Annotated in this window: 24 protein-coding genes; all 24 read left to right on the top strand. The window is 56.4% G+C overall.

Annotated elements, in window-relative coordinates; genetic code table 11:
- Window positions 1–53: 53 nt before the first annotated feature.
- On the top strand, window positions 54–383 hold the full coding sequence (locus tag ACFOTD_RS01505) for a helix-turn-helix domain-containing protein (RefSeq protein ID WP_378115044.1): 330 nt from the start codon (window positions 54–56) through the stop codon (window positions 381–383).
- A 156-nt stretch (window positions 384–539) separates the two neighbouring features.
- The gene (locus ACFOTD_RS01500; RefSeq protein ID WP_378115042.1) at window positions 540–803 is read left to right on the top strand and encodes a hypothetical protein; all 264 of its coding nucleotides are present in this window, start codon (window positions 540–542) and stop codon (window positions 801–803) included.
- Window positions 796–1,158, top strand: coding sequence for a hypothetical protein (locus ACFOTD_RS01495; protein ID WP_378115040.1), 363 nt, complete (start codon window positions 796–798; stop codon window positions 1,156–1,158). The genes ACFOTD_RS01500 and ACFOTD_RS01495 overlap by 8 nt, the downstream gene beginning before the upstream one ends.
- 279 nt (window positions 1,159–1,437) lie before the next feature.
- Window positions 1,438–2,385, top strand: a complete 948-nt coding sequence (locus ACFOTD_RS01490) for a YqaJ viral recombinase family nuclease (RefSeq protein WP_378115038.1) — start codon at window positions 1,438–1,440, stop codon at window positions 2,383–2,385.
- Window positions 2,386–2,395: 10 nt separating this feature from the next.
- On the top strand, window positions 2,396–3,316 hold the full coding sequence (recT, locus tag ACFOTD_RS01485; protein WP_378115036.1) for a recombination protein RecT: 921 nt from the start codon (window positions 2,396–2,398) through the stop codon (window positions 3,314–3,316).
- Between the two features lie 38 nt (window positions 3,317–3,354).
- Entirely contained in the window at window positions 3,355–4,323 is a 969-nt protein-coding gene (locus ACFOTD_RS01480) for a replication protein (protein WP_378115034.1), read from the top strand.
- A complete protein-coding gene (locus tag ACFOTD_RS01475; protein ID WP_378115032.1) occupies window positions 4,301–5,650 on the top strand; it encodes a replicative DNA helicase in 1,350 nt (449 codons plus the stop codon). Before ACFOTD_RS01480 ends, ACFOTD_RS01475 begins: the two co-directional genes overlap by 23 nt.
- Entirely contained in the window at window positions 5,628–5,828 is a 201-nt protein-coding gene (locus tag ACFOTD_RS01470) for a hypothetical protein (RefSeq protein ID WP_378115030.1), read from the top strand. Before ACFOTD_RS01475 ends, ACFOTD_RS01470 begins: the two co-directional genes overlap by 23 nt.
- A gap of 4 nt (window positions 5,829–5,832) precedes the next feature.
- Window positions 5,833–5,976, top strand: a complete 144-nt coding sequence (locus tag ACFOTD_RS01465; protein ID WP_378115028.1) for a hypothetical protein — start codon at window positions 5,833–5,835, stop codon at window positions 5,974–5,976.
- Entirely contained in the window at window positions 5,967–6,131 is a 165-nt protein-coding gene (locus tag ACFOTD_RS01460) for a hypothetical protein (RefSeq protein ID WP_378115026.1), read from the top strand. Before ACFOTD_RS01465 ends, ACFOTD_RS01460 begins: the two co-directional genes overlap by 10 nt.
- Window positions 6,124–6,624, top strand: a complete 501-nt coding sequence (locus ACFOTD_RS01455; RefSeq protein ID WP_378115024.1) for a hypothetical protein — start codon at window positions 6,124–6,126, stop codon at window positions 6,622–6,624. The genes ACFOTD_RS01460 and ACFOTD_RS01455 overlap by 8 nt, the downstream gene beginning before the upstream one ends.
- Before the next feature lie 6 nt (window positions 6,625–6,630).
- Window positions 6,631–7,311 (top strand): hypothetical protein, encoded by a 681-nt coding sequence (locus ACFOTD_RS01450; protein ID WP_378115022.1) that lies wholly within the window; start codon window positions 6,631–6,633, stop codon window positions 7,309–7,311.
- Window positions 7,312–7,314: 3 nt separating this feature from the next.
- On the top strand, window positions 7,315–7,479 hold the full coding sequence (locus ACFOTD_RS01445; protein ID WP_378115020.1) for a hypothetical protein: 165 nt from the start codon (window positions 7,315–7,317) through the stop codon (window positions 7,477–7,479).
- The gene (locus ACFOTD_RS01440) at window positions 7,476–7,646 is read left to right on the top strand and encodes a hypothetical protein (protein WP_378115018.1); all 171 of its coding nucleotides are present in this window, start codon (window positions 7,476–7,478) and stop codon (window positions 7,644–7,646) included. Before ACFOTD_RS01445 ends, ACFOTD_RS01440 begins: the two co-directional genes overlap by 4 nt.
- A 392-nt stretch (window positions 7,647–8,038) precedes the next feature.
- On the top strand, window positions 8,039–9,259 hold the full coding sequence (locus ACFOTD_RS01435; protein ID WP_378115016.1) for an adenine nucleotide alpha hydrolase family protein: 1,221 nt from the start codon (window positions 8,039–8,041) through the stop codon (window positions 9,257–9,259).
- A 273-nt stretch (window positions 9,260–9,532) separates the two neighbouring features.
- Entirely contained in the window at window positions 9,533–10,264 is a 732-nt protein-coding gene (locus tag ACFOTD_RS01430; protein ID WP_378115014.1) for a hypothetical protein, read from the top strand.
- Window positions 10,257–10,454 carry a hypothetical protein gene (locus tag ACFOTD_RS01425; RefSeq protein ID WP_378115012.1) on the top strand — a complete coding sequence of 66 codons (198 nt, stop codon included), beginning with the start codon at window positions 10,257–10,259 and terminating at the stop codon, window positions 10,452–10,454. The genes ACFOTD_RS01430 and ACFOTD_RS01425 overlap by 8 nt, the downstream gene beginning before the upstream one ends.
- A 276-nt stretch (window positions 10,455–10,730) precedes the next feature.
- Window positions 10,731–11,006: a hypothetical protein gene (locus ACFOTD_RS01420; RefSeq protein ID WP_378115010.1), complete on the top strand. Its 276-nt coding sequence runs from the start codon at window positions 10,731–10,733 to the stop codon at window positions 11,004–11,006.
- On the top strand, window positions 10,999–11,430 hold the full coding sequence (locus ACFOTD_RS01415) for a YopX family protein (RefSeq protein WP_378115009.1): 432 nt from the start codon (window positions 10,999–11,001) through the stop codon (window positions 11,428–11,430). The genes ACFOTD_RS01420 and ACFOTD_RS01415 overlap by 8 nt, the downstream gene beginning before the upstream one ends.
- A gap of 182 nt (window positions 11,431–11,612) precedes the next feature.
- Complete coding sequence (locus ACFOTD_RS01410; RefSeq protein WP_378115007.1) at window positions 11,613–11,792, top strand: hypothetical protein; 180 nt, start codon at window positions 11,613–11,615, stop codon at window positions 11,790–11,792.
- Entirely contained in the window at window positions 11,755–12,816 is a 1,062-nt protein-coding gene (locus ACFOTD_RS01405; protein ID WP_378115005.1) for a coiled-coil domain-containing protein, read from the top strand. The genes ACFOTD_RS01410 and ACFOTD_RS01405 overlap by 38 nt, the downstream gene beginning before the upstream one ends.
- 51 nt (window positions 12,817–12,867) lie before the next feature.
- Window positions 12,868–13,410: a sigma-70 family RNA polymerase sigma factor gene (locus tag ACFOTD_RS01400; RefSeq protein ID WP_378115003.1), complete on the top strand. Its 543-nt coding sequence runs from the start codon at window positions 12,868–12,870 to the stop codon at window positions 13,408–13,410.
- Between the two features lie 171 nt (window positions 13,411–13,581).
- Window positions 13,582–14,286 (top strand): hypothetical protein, encoded by a 705-nt coding sequence (locus ACFOTD_RS01395; RefSeq protein WP_378115001.1) that lies wholly within the window; start codon window positions 13,582–13,584, stop codon window positions 14,284–14,286.
- Window positions 14,287–14,419: 133 nt separating this feature from the next.
- Window positions 14,420–14,926, top strand: a complete 507-nt coding sequence (locus ACFOTD_RS01390; RefSeq protein WP_378114999.1) for a hypothetical protein — start codon at window positions 14,420–14,422, stop codon at window positions 14,924–14,926.
- Window positions 14,927–14,963: the final 37 nt, after the last annotated feature.

Raw genomic sequence — 14,963 nt, 5'->3', positions numbered from 1 at the left:
AGATTTAGCACAGGAGGGTGGTGAACAGAGAAATGAGTCAGCGAGTGGGAGAAATGCTGAAGGCCAGCCGAGAGCGCGCCGGGATGACGCAGCAGCAATTAGCAATGAAGCTGAACGTCGAACGGTCCACGATCGCCAAGGTGGAGACCGGCGCGATTAAAGAACCGGCTTACACACTGGTGCGCGAATGGTGCGCGGCGACGAACGGCATCGACCTGATGAATCTGGACTTCACGGGCAGCAACGACGGATGGAAGAAGCTGCGACAGCTCGAAACGGCAATGCGGAATATGAAATCGACTTTTGAAACGGTCCACTTGATGAAACGGAAGGAGAAGAAGAATGGCACAGGTTGGTTTGGAGCCCTACGCGGGCGGATATGACCCGGAGAAGTATCGGTCGACGGAATGGACAGGCGCGAGCTGCTACGAATGCGGCTGCCGGTTGAGGAATGCGAAGTTTCGCTTGAACGGTCGGGATTACTGCCAGCCCTGCGCAAACGACGAGGCGGGCATCACGGTGATCGGGGTGGACCTCTCATGACGGTAGAGCAGCAGAAGCAGCGACGCCGGGCGGAACTGGAACACCAGCTCAACATGGCGATCCGGGCGCCGTACCTGTTCGGGGATGAGGAGCAGCGGTTCGCATCGATCGACTTTATCAGAAGCAGCATCGCGGAGTTGGACAAGCCGGACAAGCCCCGAACAAATGAAAACGACCGCCCTGCCAGGCGGCCGAAGTTGAGAGCTCAGCTAAAGCGTCTCGTTACGCTCATTTTAACACAGGCGGTGCGACATGAGTAGAAAAGAAATCGAACTGTCCGCGAAGGACAAGATGCGAATTTCCGGGATGATCGCCGATATTAGCGGCTTGGCATCCATGATTAACCTTCATACCGAATTTTGTGTGTTCTGTAACATAAGCGCTCATGTCAGTAAAGTCGAGGTCGACATTCGTCGTTCAAAAGAGGATTACAAAGATCGTCTCGTCTCAGCGCGAATTAGCTACGATCCTGAAATGTTCGGAGATTCGGAAGAGATCATCGCTCAGTTCGGCAAAGTGAAGTACCAGCTCAAAAAGATTCTTCGGGAGCAAAAGATCGACTACTCCAGCCTCCCCTATGAAATCGAAGAAGTCCGGCACTACAAACTGGTTTGAAATCGTCCCGTGGGCGGCGGAATGCGTTCCGCCCCTCACAGATGCGTTCAAGCGTCAGAAGGGCAGGTGATAGGCATGGGAGATGCGGCTGAAGCGGTGCTGGAAGGATTGTTCTGCCAGCATTGCGGCGAACTGATCGACGGCGAAGAGCCAGGACATCCGCGCAGTTGTGACGATTGCGAGGAATAGAAAAAGGCCCGCGGGAACGGGCCTTCGGTAAACATCGTACGGCCATCGTATCACGGTGGCCCAAACAGATCAAGAGGGAGGCTTCACCTCATGGCTTTAAGCGTAGCAGCGGTAACGAAAGGCTTACCCCGCGAGGAATGGCTGAAGCTTCGGACGCGCGGCATCGGCGGCTCGGATGCGTCGGCCGTCGTCGGGCTCAACCCGTGGAAGTCGAAGGTCGCCGTGTTCCTCGAAAAGACCGGCCAGTCCATCCCAGACACGACCGGCGAAGCAGCCTACTGGGGGAACGCGTTAGAGGACGTCGTTGCGAGAGAATTTTCGCTTCGCACGGGTTTGAAGGTGCAGCGTTCCAATAAGCTTTATCAGCATCCGGAACATCGCTTCATGATCGGCAATGTAGACCGCATCGTGACGGATTCCCAAAAGCGTAAAGGCGTTCTCGAAGTTAAGACGACGACGAACGAAAAGGATTGGGACGATGATCGAATCCCCGATCACTACGCGATTCAACTCCAGCACTACATGACGGTCATGGGATTAGATTACGGCCACTTCGCGGTTCTGCTCGGCGGCTTCGGCGGCTTCAAATTTAAGTCGACTTACATCGAGCGCGACGATCGCATTTCTAAGTACCTGATCGACATGGAGAAGCAGTTCTGGCACGATCACGTGCTGAAGCAGAACCCTCCAATGATCGACGGCAGCGCGGCCTCCACGGACCTGCTGAGCTACCTTTATCCAACGAGTACGCCGAATAGCATCCTGCAGCTCTCAAGCGAATACGAGCCGCGAGTGAAGGAACTGCGCGAGGCCGAAGCCGCTAAGAAGGCCGCCGAAGAGCGTCTCGAGGCTGCCAAGAACTTCATCAAGGCCGCAGCAGCTGATGCAGAGATCATCATGCTTAACGGCGAGAAGATCGCCACTTGGAAGTCGCACGACGAGACGCGGATGGACACGAAGACGTTCAAGGCCGAAGAGCCTGAGATTTTTGCGAAGTACGCCGTGACCAAGCCGGTCCGGAAATTCCTGATTAAGTGAGGCGAACGTAATGGCAGCAGCAAATACAAGTCGCTCGAATAACGAGTTGGCAGGCAAGCTTCAACAGCAAGCAGCCACGACCGGGAACGCCCCGGCAGCAACCCCATCGCAAACGATCGGCGCCTACATGGAGCGCATGAAAAGCCAGATCGCCGAAGCTCTTCCGAAGCACATGAGCATCGACCGTCTCAGCCGAATCGCGCTGACGACAATCCGCACGAACCCTAAGCTCCTCGAATGTACCGTTCCATCCCTCATGGCGGCTGTCATGCAGGCGGCCCAGCTCGGTCTCGAACCGGGACTTCTCGGGCAGTGCTATTTCGTCCCATTCAAAAACAATAAGAAAGGCATCACCGAAGTTCAATTCATTATCGGCTACAAAGGCATGATCGACCTTGCTCGGCGCTCGGGCCATATTCAGTCCATCGGCGCTCATGTTGTTTACGAAAACGACTATCTCGAGCTTACTTACGGACTTGAAGACAGCCTGAAGCATATCCCCTGGCACGTTCGATCTGATGTAAAGATGAATGATGCTGGACCGATCAAAGGTGCTTACATGGTGGCAAAGTTTAAAGACGGAGGGCACCAGGTTCACTACATGCCCTATGCAGAAATTTTAAAGCATCGCGATCGTTCAAATGGTTATCAAAACGCCATCAAATACAACAGAACGGACAACCCTTGGATCACTGATGAGCCTGAGATGTGCATGAAAACTGTCACGAGGTCCGGATGGAAGTGGCTGCCGATCAGCATCGAGGTCGCAGACGCCGTCGATAAGGACGAAACGGTCCGTTCTGACATTTCGCAGGCTGACGGCGACTTCATCGACATCACGCCAACGCAAGTTGATGAGAGCGAAGGACAAGACGAGAGCGGCGATCCAGAGGGTGAAGAGCTTGGCCGCGTAGCTGAAGGCATCGACTGATCTCGCTTTAAACCAATCAGGGAAGGAGGCCGCGAGGTATGGCGAATCCGCAGCCAGATCAGTTTACGAAGCTCTCGAACGAACTTTTCGAAGCCATTATGAAGACCGACTTCTCGAAACGACAGCGCAATATACTGGACCTCGTTATTCGAATGAGCTACGGCTGCCGGAAGAAATCAGCCATCCTCCGGCCATCAGATTTCGAGGTCGTGGGCATCCTCCGCGGGCACGTGAAGAAGGAGTTGGAGTACCTCCAGATGGCGAACGTCCTTCACATAAACGGTGAAATATACACCCTAAACAAGGACTACGACTCCTGGCGAGTGAGTATCGCGAAGACCTTTAACGAGGATAAATACCACAAAATCCTCCTTCGAAACGTCGCTCAAAGTGTTACTGAATCAGGAACAAAAGTTACTGAAACGGTAACAAATTTCGAAGACGACGAAAACGAAGAGTTACCAAAACAGGAACAAGGTTGTTACCAAAACAGTAACACGTTTGTTACCAAAACAGTAACAGGCACAGCTCACGAGCCCAGTCAGGACGCGGCCTCCCAGTCTCCTAAAGACATTAAAGAAAGTAAAGACATTAAAACCAGTACCAGTAGTAAGGTACTTAGGCTGTATGACGAAGCAGAGCCAAGCAGCAGCAGGGACCAGGATTATTCATTCGGACACATTTACAAAATCTTTGAAGATCACTTCACGGATGACGGCCGCGTGACGGAGCTTGAGCGCGAGGATCTGATCGACCAGTTTGAAACCTACGGCGGTGAATGGCTGCTTGAAGCGATGCGCGAGGCAGTTCGCGCGAAGGTGAAGACGCTCGCTTATATCAACGGCGTGCTGAATGGCTTTAAGAAGCGTGGCGGCACGAATAAGGACAAGCCGGCGAACGGCCAGCAGAACACGCAGTCAGGTCCACCGCTGGACGACGACGACCCGATCACGCGCATGATGCGAGAGGAGGACGCGAGAGCCCTTGGAGCAGCATCAGGAAGCTAACCCGCATGACCAGTTTACGGCGGCTTTGATGCTCGAGCAGAACATCGTCGGCAGCATCCTGAAGGACCCGACGCTGATGATGGAGGCGGTTGTCTCCCTGCGAGCGGACATGTTCGTCAACCCGTACCACCGCAACCTGTTCCGGATGTACGAGGAGTTGTACCGCGAAGGCATCGTGATCGACCCGGTCAACATCTTGGCTCGCTATGAGAAGCAGATGGACACGATCGGCGGATTCGCCTACCTGCGGCAGCTGCACAGCTCAGTGATCTTCGAGCACCACTTCCCGGACCACGTACAGCGTCTGGTCGAAGCGTACTCCCGGGCAAAGGCGCTCAGGCTGATGAATTCGTTCCGACCGCGCTTCGAGGACCCTTCGAGCGGATCGTTCGAGGAAACGCTGGACGAATTCGAACGGCTGACGCTGGAGGTTAGGCCGCGGAAGTTCCACCGGGACACGGGCGTCAAGGACGTGGTCGAGTGGTACGAGCAGCTCGTCCTGAAACGCGAGGATCGGACGAGAGCGTTCGGCATCATGACCGGCTGGCAAGAGATCGACCGGATGACGCTCGGCTGGCAGCGTACGGACCTGATCGTCGTCGGCGCCCGGACGAGCATGGGCAAGTCGGCATTCGCGCTTGAAATCGCAATGCGCGCCTCTCGAAGAGGCCACAAGGTCGCGATCTTCTCGCTCGAGATGACGAAGGCCCAGAACTATAACCGGATGATGGCGAACCTCGCCAAGGTATCGATGCAATCGATCCGAGTCGGCAACCTGACGGACGCCCAGCTCGAGGAGATATCGGTGCAAATGGACGCGATTACGAAGATTCACATCGACGACGAGCGCAATGTGACGGCCGAGTATATCACGTCGGAAATGCGCCGGCTGAAACGACAGGAAGGTCTCGATCTTGTGCTCATCGACTATCTGCAGGAAGTCGTCGAGCCGAACGAGCGCAACGACAACGGCGGATCGGCAATGCACCGAGTTTGTCAGAAGTTTCGGAAGGCAGCATGTGATTGTGACTGCGCTGTCGTAGGACTTTCCCAGGTCAAGCAAGAGGTCGAAGGTCGGGCCAATAAGCGCCCCTTTGTATCAGACCTATTTGGTGGGGCAGCCATCTCGGCGGTCGCTGACGACATTGTCCTTCTCTACCGTGACGAGTATTACAACCAGGACACGGACGATCGGGGCGTGCTGGAGGTCAACATCGCGAAGCAGCGGAACGGCCCGACCGGCGTCGTGAAGATGAAATACGAGAAAAATTACCAGCGCATCACCGGGAAAGGGGATCAGGAGCATGAGCAACTCGCTATTTCATGACGGAATCATTCGTGATCGTTGGTGGCTATACGACTGGTTGAAGCATCAGTACATGCGGACCGGGTACATCCCGACGGCAAACGAGGCCCGCGCCGCTTTCCCGGAATTGCCGCTGGAAGAGATGGGCGAAGGATATACCGAATTTATGGCCGTTGTCGGCCGATACGAGGGAGCGTGAAAGCATGAGGGGCACGAGGCCTTATTACAAGATCACGATCGACGGACGCACGTACGGCAAGAGGTTCCATACGAGCAAGGCGGCTGCGGAAACTGCGTTTCGCCTGTCGCAAGTGATCAACGGTGTGGGGTGGAAGAAATGCCGGTAAGCGACGAGACGATCAAGCGCGTCATTGACGACTTGGAAACGAAGGCGGCAGAGAAGTACATCGACGCCACGGAGGGCGAGCTGAGCTGCATCCGGGAGTACGACTGCTACCAGTACGCGGTCGAGCAGCTCCGCCAGGCGCTCCAAGATGGCTAGTTACGTCGGGATCGACCCGAGCACCAAGACCGGGCTGGTCCGGCTGGACGAGGACGGGGAGATCTGGGACGAGATCGAAATCAGCGTCGGGCTGAACGGCCGCGAGCCGACCGCGAAGGACATGGCCCGCCTGATCGATGCGGTGATGGGCCGGCTGCAAAAGGGCGACCGCATCGCGATCGAGGGCTTCGGATTCGCCTCACAAACCGGCTTCCTGCTCGGCGGCATCGGCTGGGGCATCCGGATGGAGATCGAGCGCGCCGGCATGCAGTACATCGAGATCGCGCCGTCAGCCCTAAAGAAGTTCAGCGGCGCAGGCGGCAACGCGGCGAAGGAGATTCTCGCCGTCGAAGTCTACAAGCGCTGGGGCGTCCAGTACAAGAGCAACAACGTGACCGACGCATACGTGCTCGCGCAGATCGCGCGCGCCATTCATGAGCCGGTCCGCCTTATAAAATGCCAGACCGAAGTCATTCAAAAATTGAAGGGATGAGACCAAATGAGTAAATTCACGACCACCCTCGAAGCTGTCAACAGCAACAAGTCGAAGACGACCATCAAACTGTCCATGAGCAACTCCATCGCCCGGCAGTTCACGGCGTTGTATCTGAATTCGATCGACAAAGAGATCATCGTATCTTTCGAGGATCCGCAGATGGAGATGGATATCGAGCGTACGTCGAACGGCCGCAGCGTCGCCACGATCAACAGCCGCGGCGAGGTGGAGAGCTTTACGCCGGCCAGTGAGGACAGCGACGTCGACGACGTTCAGGTTCAGGAAGAGCAGGCGGCAGAGGACGGCGAACAGCAGGAAGTCGTTTTCGGAGAGGCAGACCCGAACCACGACCCCGAGCCGGAGGGCGACGAGAACCAAGATCCTGAGCCTGACGTTGACCCGGCAGCTGACGAGCCGGCCGAAGAGAGCGGCGAGCTGAATGAAGAGGAGCCGGACGGCGAGGTCGACCAGCAAACGCTGGAGAACTTCATCCTGACGGAGCGCCCGCAATTCGACGACATCCCATACGACTTCCCGGCGCTTATTGAGCGCAAGAAGGCTGAAGAGCTGGCTTGGCACGCGATTCCGAAGGCATTCGGACTGAACGTATCCTCGACGAAGCTGCAGCAGTTCTACAGTGTCTACAAGAAGCGCTGCAAGAAGAAGATCCTGGGGGCGGCTTAAGCGATGGAGCAGCCGAAATTCCCCTTCGAGAAGGACCTGCTGGAGATGGACATCGGGGAAGAAATGGTGCTGTTCCTGAAAGGCCGGATCTTCCTCGTTCGCCGTGAGACAGAGGATGTCGTTGAGACGACGAACAAAGGCATGTGCTTCGTCGGAACCCAGCAATGAGCCAGATCACCGAATACAAGCTGACGCCCGCGGAGCTCGAAAGCCTGCGGGCGGCTCCTGTAAAGGCGGCGACCAACCGGGCAGGTCTGCCGACGCCGAAGCCGTTCTCGCTACCGGTGCGGAAGCCTAAGGAGCAGAAGCCGCCAACACATCCAGCGTATCCCTAAAAGCTTGTACCTCCACCCTCATCACATCAGGAGGGGTAAGACGGGCGATCAGCCAGCGCTCAAAGGATCGCACAAGGTCGCCCCCATCGTACTCCGAGCAAAATAGGTAGGCCAGTTCACTCATATAGCACCTCGGGAGTTGATTGTTTGAAACATAACGCTACTACATCCACCTGTTGGGTTTACAACGAGGCGGGATATCAACAAAGCCTCAAGAGCCCGTATTTGTCCGCTGAGGACCTACAGCACCGTTTGCCGGGTCTACCAGTTCCAGAATATTACCGTCAAACCTGCCCGGCCTCATGGGTGCGAAACGGATGGGTCGAGCAGCAGCAGGGACAACTCAGTCTATTCTAAACCAAACGCATGTTCGCGGGAATGGGGGATAAGCAGTGTTTCAGAGCAAACCGCTAACACCGGAAGAATTAAAGGACCTCGAAGATAAAACTAGCAAAGCAATGCTAGAAACGCTGATGGCATACGCAGACGAGTCCAAGCCTGGACCGTGGCAAATCGCCTATTCCGGCGGCAAGGACAGCTCCGTTAACGCATCCGTCATATTCCGAGCGGTCGCCATGATCGCCCCGGAGAAACGTACGCGCAAGCTATTCCTGACCACTGCGTCGACCGGCGTAGACTTCACCACGGAGCCGACAAAAGAACGAGAGTTGGCGAAGATGAAGACGTTCATCGAGATGTCAGGACTGCCGGTGGAGATCGTCAAAGTCAAGCCGCTGCCGAAGGATACATTTCCGTTCAAGGTGCTGGGTCTTGGTTATCCGCTGCCAAAGAGCAAGCGCAACCGGTGGTGTACGGAAGCCATGAAGATCAAGCCGATGCGGCTGGCGCGGAAGTACACGATGGCAACACGTGACGCTCTTGGTGTGAGGCTGTCAGAGTCTACACAGCGGCGTGAGAGCATCGAATCACACCAAGCTTCCGGAGAGCATTATCACGGCGATAACGGCGAGTTTTACCCGATCATCGACTTCACTTTAGACAACATCTGGGCCTATTCATCGCAATACGGTTACGCCTGGGGAGACGCAGAAGAGGTCAGCAACCTTTACAAAGAGGCGACCGGGGAGTGTGGACTTCGTAAGCGCAAAGCCGGCGCAGACGAGAAGACAGACGATCCCTGCGGCGCTAGGTTCGGATGTGTGGTGTGCCCGGTAGTGACGATCGACAAGAGCACCCAGCAGATGGCGCAGAAACATCCTTACTTTCAACCGTTCGTGGACCTGCGGAACCTCATGATCCAGATGTATAAGGAACCGAAAAACAAGGCCGGACGAATGCGCAGCGGAAAGGAACTCTGCTACGGACAAGGCACCTTCACGGTCAAGGCTCGCATGAAGCTCTACGAGGCGTTTCTACAGGCGGAAGACGACCACAGGCTACTGTGCAAGCTGTACAGCGCAGAGTCACAGACGATGTTCACGCCAGAGCTGAAACGCATGATCGTGGATCAGTGGCGGCAGGATCTCGCAGAAAAGCCGTGGCTCGAAGATGCTCCGGAACTCGGACTATTTTACGAGGAACCGGACAAAAGAGGGAAGGGTTATCAAGTCGCCTTGAACCCGGACCACGAATCAATTGTAGCATCGGTTTGAGGCCGACCCAGGTCTAGATCATAAAAGGGCTAAGCCCTAAGGAGGCATATACGGATGGCCCTCTCTGACAGACAGATATTACAGATCGCGTGTCGTCAGCAAGGATTCAGCGTTTCTTGGCGCATACGGGACGACGTTTTACGGCGCAGGTGCGAAAAACTTCGTCGAACCGGACTCATCAAACTGATTTACTCGCGTGGTCAAAACGACTACGTTATAACGCCAAAAGGCAAGGAACTGCTCGCGGAAAAGTTGGTAGAGGAGGCCCTTTCGATGACGGATACGGTAAACAAGCAGGCGCTGGACATTATCGCAAGCCGCGAGCGGCAGCAGCGTGAATATGGGAATCCGGTGAATTTGGAGATTGCCCGAGAGCTTCGCGCCATCATCCAAGACATCAAGGAGCTGCCGCCCACCCCATCCACCCCGGTACAGGGATGCCGAGAGGCGCTGGACATCGAACTTGCGCTGCTGCAGATGTGGGAAAGAAACGATATTCAAGAAATCTTCAAGTACAAACGCAGGATTCACTACTTCAGGGAAAGGCTCTCAAATATTGAACTGTTCTACGATCTCTCATTCGTGCTGTTCGCTGACGTCGACGATATCGCTAGCAAGGACATCACGCCGGAGGAGGGAAAGGTCAGCGTCGCCGAGCTGATCCGGAAGCGCCAAGCCCTCTCCCAGACGGACATACAGCTTATCAGCGCGGAGCAGGAACTTGATATCGTGCGGAGCGCAAAGGATTCGCTGATGCGATACACCCAAAAATGTCGGACTGAACGGGACTATTGGCAGACAAGGGCCATTGACGCAGAGCAGGAGCTATCAAACTTGAAGAATGGACCCGGCATCAATAGCACAGAGGACGACCAGCCCGGACCAAGTGTCGACATCATATCGTCCGTCGATTTCAGTCCGGTGCCGCCAGAAAAGCAGGCGATCATAGAGAAGGCGTTCGATGCAGCATTTTCCAGCACAGAGGAGGAAGAGACGGATGTCTAATATCCCGTATCAGCGTCTCGACGATGCCGAAGTATACGTGTCCGACCATGAGATCGTCATAACCGGCATCCCGGACGAAGACGACGAGAACCACAACTGCGACCATATGGGCTGCTCGTCCATCAATCACGTACTGTTCCGCGCGCCGCTCAATAATCCGATCCGGAAGGAGCAGACTCCAAATCGATAACACCCCTGACATGAGGGACTTAGAAAAGTACCGCAAAACGCTCGACGGGTGGCACGAATGGGATCATGAAGCATGCGGTATGGCTTCGCATGCGGTCAATGTCGCACTGCGGGCTTTGGGAGAGATCGCCGCCCTACAAGCCCAGCTCGCCGAGAGAGACGCCACAATCGCCCGAATGATGGTGGTCATGAAAGAAGTGGCCGTTTACGCAGTAATGGACCCAGAATACCGCATTCGTATGGCTAACTTCCTCCAATCCCTAAAGGAGCCAAACACATGACAGCATACGGTAGCTGGCCGGGCCTCAGCGGGTTCGCAGAGCTCGCGGAAGAGGCTGCGCAGGCAAAAGTACTCCGGGCCGAGGTAGAGGCGCTGAGAGGCGAGCTAAAGTCCAAGGATAGGGTGCTGGATAACGCAGTTGCCCTGCTCGAACTGATCGACAAGTTGAACAATGGGCGATGCCTTATATGCTCAAAGCTGGATGGCCACTATCCAATCTGTGCACTTAATACGTTTCTAGACAAGACCAGGAAGGAAGATACCAATGCGTGAGTATAAATTCCGGGGGAAACGGATCGACAATGGCGAGTGGGCTTGCGGAGACTTAGTCCGAGATATGTCATTCGACCCCCATACGTTGCCCGTAAAATGCGCAATATGCTGGGACAACGACTATATCCCGGTCGATACCAAAACGGTTGGGCAATATACCGGACTCAGCGACAGAAACGGCGTCGAGGTATACGAAGGCGATATCGTCGAGTCAAATCACCGCGTTTACGATGGCGGCGAAGTCCGGTTAAACGAAATTGTCTTCACCGGTTACTGCTGGAAGCTACGACATCGGGATAAATATGTGGCGGATGCGCCGATTGGTCTTTATGCCAATGAGTCCGATAATACAGCGCCGCACATCGTCTTAGTAGGCAACGTCCACACCCATCCCCATCTACTGGAACAGGGGGAGATGGAATGATCCGATGGCTCAAGCGCCGTTATCACCTCTGGAAGGCTGGACGATGCCGACGCAATCCGAAGACGTACCACGGCTACTACTACCACCTCGCGAAAGCGGACGCGAACCAATAAAAAAAGCCTCCGGCAAGCACCGGGGGCTCCATCATGACCTGACAACTCTATTATATCGGAGGCGGTGATATGAGCCAAGAGTACGTGGGGGCGACCTGGGAAAAGCACGGGGATTACTGGATCATGCAGGACAAGCAAGGGCGAGCCGTCGCGCTGTTCATCAGCATCGAACAGTTGCAAGGCCGTAAAACGGGAGAGGGGATCATGAACGATGAGCGAGGATCTGAAAAATCAGCAAGAATGGCTTGAGATCGAACGCGCCGCGCTGAACGAAAACAACCCGGACGACAAGTTCCGGCTGACGATCATCGACCAGGAGCTCGGCAAGATCAAGGCGCAACAGGATGAGCAGGACCGCCTGCAGCGCCAGGCCGAAGAGGTCGCCAGCATCTCGCTGCCGTACGATTACAACGAGTTGTGGGGCGTTACGACGGCGAACGCCGAGATCACTAATCTGCTGCAACAGGTCAAGGAGCATACCTTCGCCACCTGCAACGACGAGCTCGCCAAGGTGCAGGACGAGCACCGCGCAGCGTCGCAGGCATGGGCAGAGGAGCGTGCCGGGTTCAATGAGCAGAATGCATTCCTTAAAGCCGCCAACGACGCAGAGGCGGCCGCGAGGGAAGCCGCAGAAGCTCAAGCGCAACGTGACCGCGCTGACCGCATCACCGCCCAGGAGCAACTCGCAGAGGCCGAGGGCAAGCGCGACAACGCCGTCCGGATGATGGAGGAGGCACAAGCCGAGGCGGAGCAAGCCCGGGCCGATCGCGACAAGGCACAAGCCGAAGTGTCCGGCCTGAAGAGCCAGATCGACGAGCTCGAGGCGCAGGTCGCCCAATACAAGAAAAAGGCCAGCGCGGGCTTCGGGGGAGGCCTCAAGCTGACCAGCACGATCAAGCAGGAAACGGATGAGGAGAAGCAGGCGAAGGCGGATAAGGAGCGTATTGAGCAGTTGAACAGGAGCCTTGAGCGGTTCAACGTATCGCCTTTGCCGCTGCCGCCGACGATCGGCACGTTCAACCCTCCTGCGGAATACGTCGAGGCAGCCGCCGCCGAGGAGACGGAGCCGGCCGCAACCGACGAGCGATTTTATCCGGCAGCGGACGAGCAGCACGCCGACGGACTGGATGAAGAACACGTGGGAGACGCGGCGGAAGGAGCAGCTTCTGAAGGACCTACGCTCGAAGCCAAGGTAGCCGCCTTGGAACTGCGTGTAACAGCGCTCGAGCAACGTCCGCGCAGCAGCTTCGAATATAGCAATACGGGATATTAATCGGGGGCCCTCTACGGAGGGCTTTACCCAATTCAGGGAGGCGGGGAAACGATGGCGATCGGACATCTGTATACGAGGCGCGAGGGACTCACCATTATGAACCTGGGCGCGGCGACCGCGGAGAACTATCGACGGTCTGCGAAGATGACGCAGCAGCTTCTCGCACGCACGCAGGACAAGGGGGAGCGCCGTACCATCGGGGAAATGGTCGGCGAATGCGAATACGCTGCGGAGTGGCTTGAGACTGGCAGGCGGCCAGGCAGCGTCCGGGGCGTCGAACGTGGCTACGAGGAGCGTTGCTGGGACCCGGCATGGCTGGAGGCGTACGATTCGCATAACTCGCGGTACCGGGTGGAACGAGACAGCGTCAGCCGAGATCTGACGGACGACGAGCGCTTCAGACTGGATGAAGCGATGCGAGACCTGTCCAACCGCGAGCGGCAGTGCTTCATCCTTCACCACGCCGACGGCATGACATTCGAGGAGATAGGGGCGGAGTTGGCATTGGGCAGAAGCACGGTCCAGTCGTATATTGAACGAGCGACGGAGAAAATCGAACACGCGAAGCTGACGAACCTATTCCTTCTGGGATAGGTTCTTTTTTTGCCGTGCAAACGCCCATTAGGTAGATGTAACGATACGCGTTTCGATACGCATTCCGTCTTAGAGCCACAAGGAATCAGGTTATTTTCGACCCTATCCGTATCGGCTCAAACGAAACAATAACGCAACACGTAACGGCACGGCCTGAAGGGAGCTGATTCGATGGCGAGGCCGAATAAGATCGAGTTCTACGAGCTTCAGCATATCGTGGCTCGCTGCATCAGCCAGGGCATCACGGCTTCCCGGCAGATCGCCGCGGCCTGCACAGAGGAAGCTCGCAAGCATGGTATCAAGGAAGAAATATCGCACTCGGCTGTCGTGCGGTACCTTGAGGCCAACAAGTACGAGCAGACGCGCGCGTCGGTGTCGACCGAGAAGAAGAAGGAAGCCGTCGTGCGCGTGGAGGGCCGCGTCGAGAAGCTCGTTAACTACGATCTCGACATCATCGACCTGCAGCTGCGGACGACGACGGCGCTGTACGATCGCTTCGTCTACGTGGACGGTCTGCCGGATATGGTCGAGGGACGGCTCGCTGCCCTGATTGAGAAGGTGATGGACACCGAGGGCACCGACGCCGACTATCTGGCACGCTGGAAGATCGCGTTCGTCGAGGAGATGCGCCGGAACATCGCCGCGCTCACCCAGCTGAACCGGGAGCTGCGCGAGAACGCGAAGTTTATGTCGGAGCTGCGCGAGAAGGCCTTCGAGTTCAACCTTGTGCAGGAGTACATCCACCTGTTCATGCAGGTGTTCCGTGAGACCAACGCCGAGGCCTTCGAGATCGCCGAGCAGCGCATCGCCAGTAATCCGCGTTTGCAGCGCATTGTCGAGCAGCAACAACAAATGAGGGGGATGGATCAGGTATGATGCAGTTTTTTCGGAGATTGCTGTGCAGGCATGTTTGGGCCGAGCCAAGGCCGCATCTGTACGATTCGGGCATGTCGAAGTTCTGGACAAAGACCTGCGCCAAGTGCGGAAGGGTGAAGGTGAGCGGATGGCTATGAAACCGTTCGTATGGAAGGAAGGCATGTCGGCCGAGGAGACGAAGAACGGCGCGTACTGGGAGCGCAACATGCTGGTTCTGATGTACGCGGCGCTCTCCAATGGCATCGCACGCAAGCATCACATCGGCCAAGTCGACGAGCACGGGCTGCCGTGCGGCTGGTACCGGCATCAACCTGATCCATGGCCTGGCTGGGAGCGCGTCGTGAGCCTTGAATACGGGCGCTTCACGTTCCACGTTCCAGACGACTTCGATCTGGGCAACCTGCTGGAGATCGCGCCGAACTGGGACGGCCACAAGACGGCGGAAAAATGGGTGCGCGCCATGTCTAAGGTCGGCATCGATGTGGAGCCGGTTATCAAGGATCTGATGACGGGCGAGTTTTTCGGCAAGCAGTGCCCGCGCTGCGGCGCTTCGCTCCTGCGCAACCAACTGGACGACGAATGGTGCAGCAACGTCGGCGGTCGAAGCCTGAGCGCCTGCACGTTCGGGCTCAAGGAATAATTTTTGGAATAATTCGCGGTCGAAATGACAGGAGGAG

Origin of the sequence: Cohnella sp. GCM10012308, assembly GCF_042649185.1 — a bacterium.
GTDB lineage: Bacteria > Bacillota > Bacilli > Paenibacillales > Paenibacillaceae > Cohnella.
Note: the sequence above shows the minus strand (reverse complement) of the source record. Positions and strands in the feature narration are given on the sequence as shown.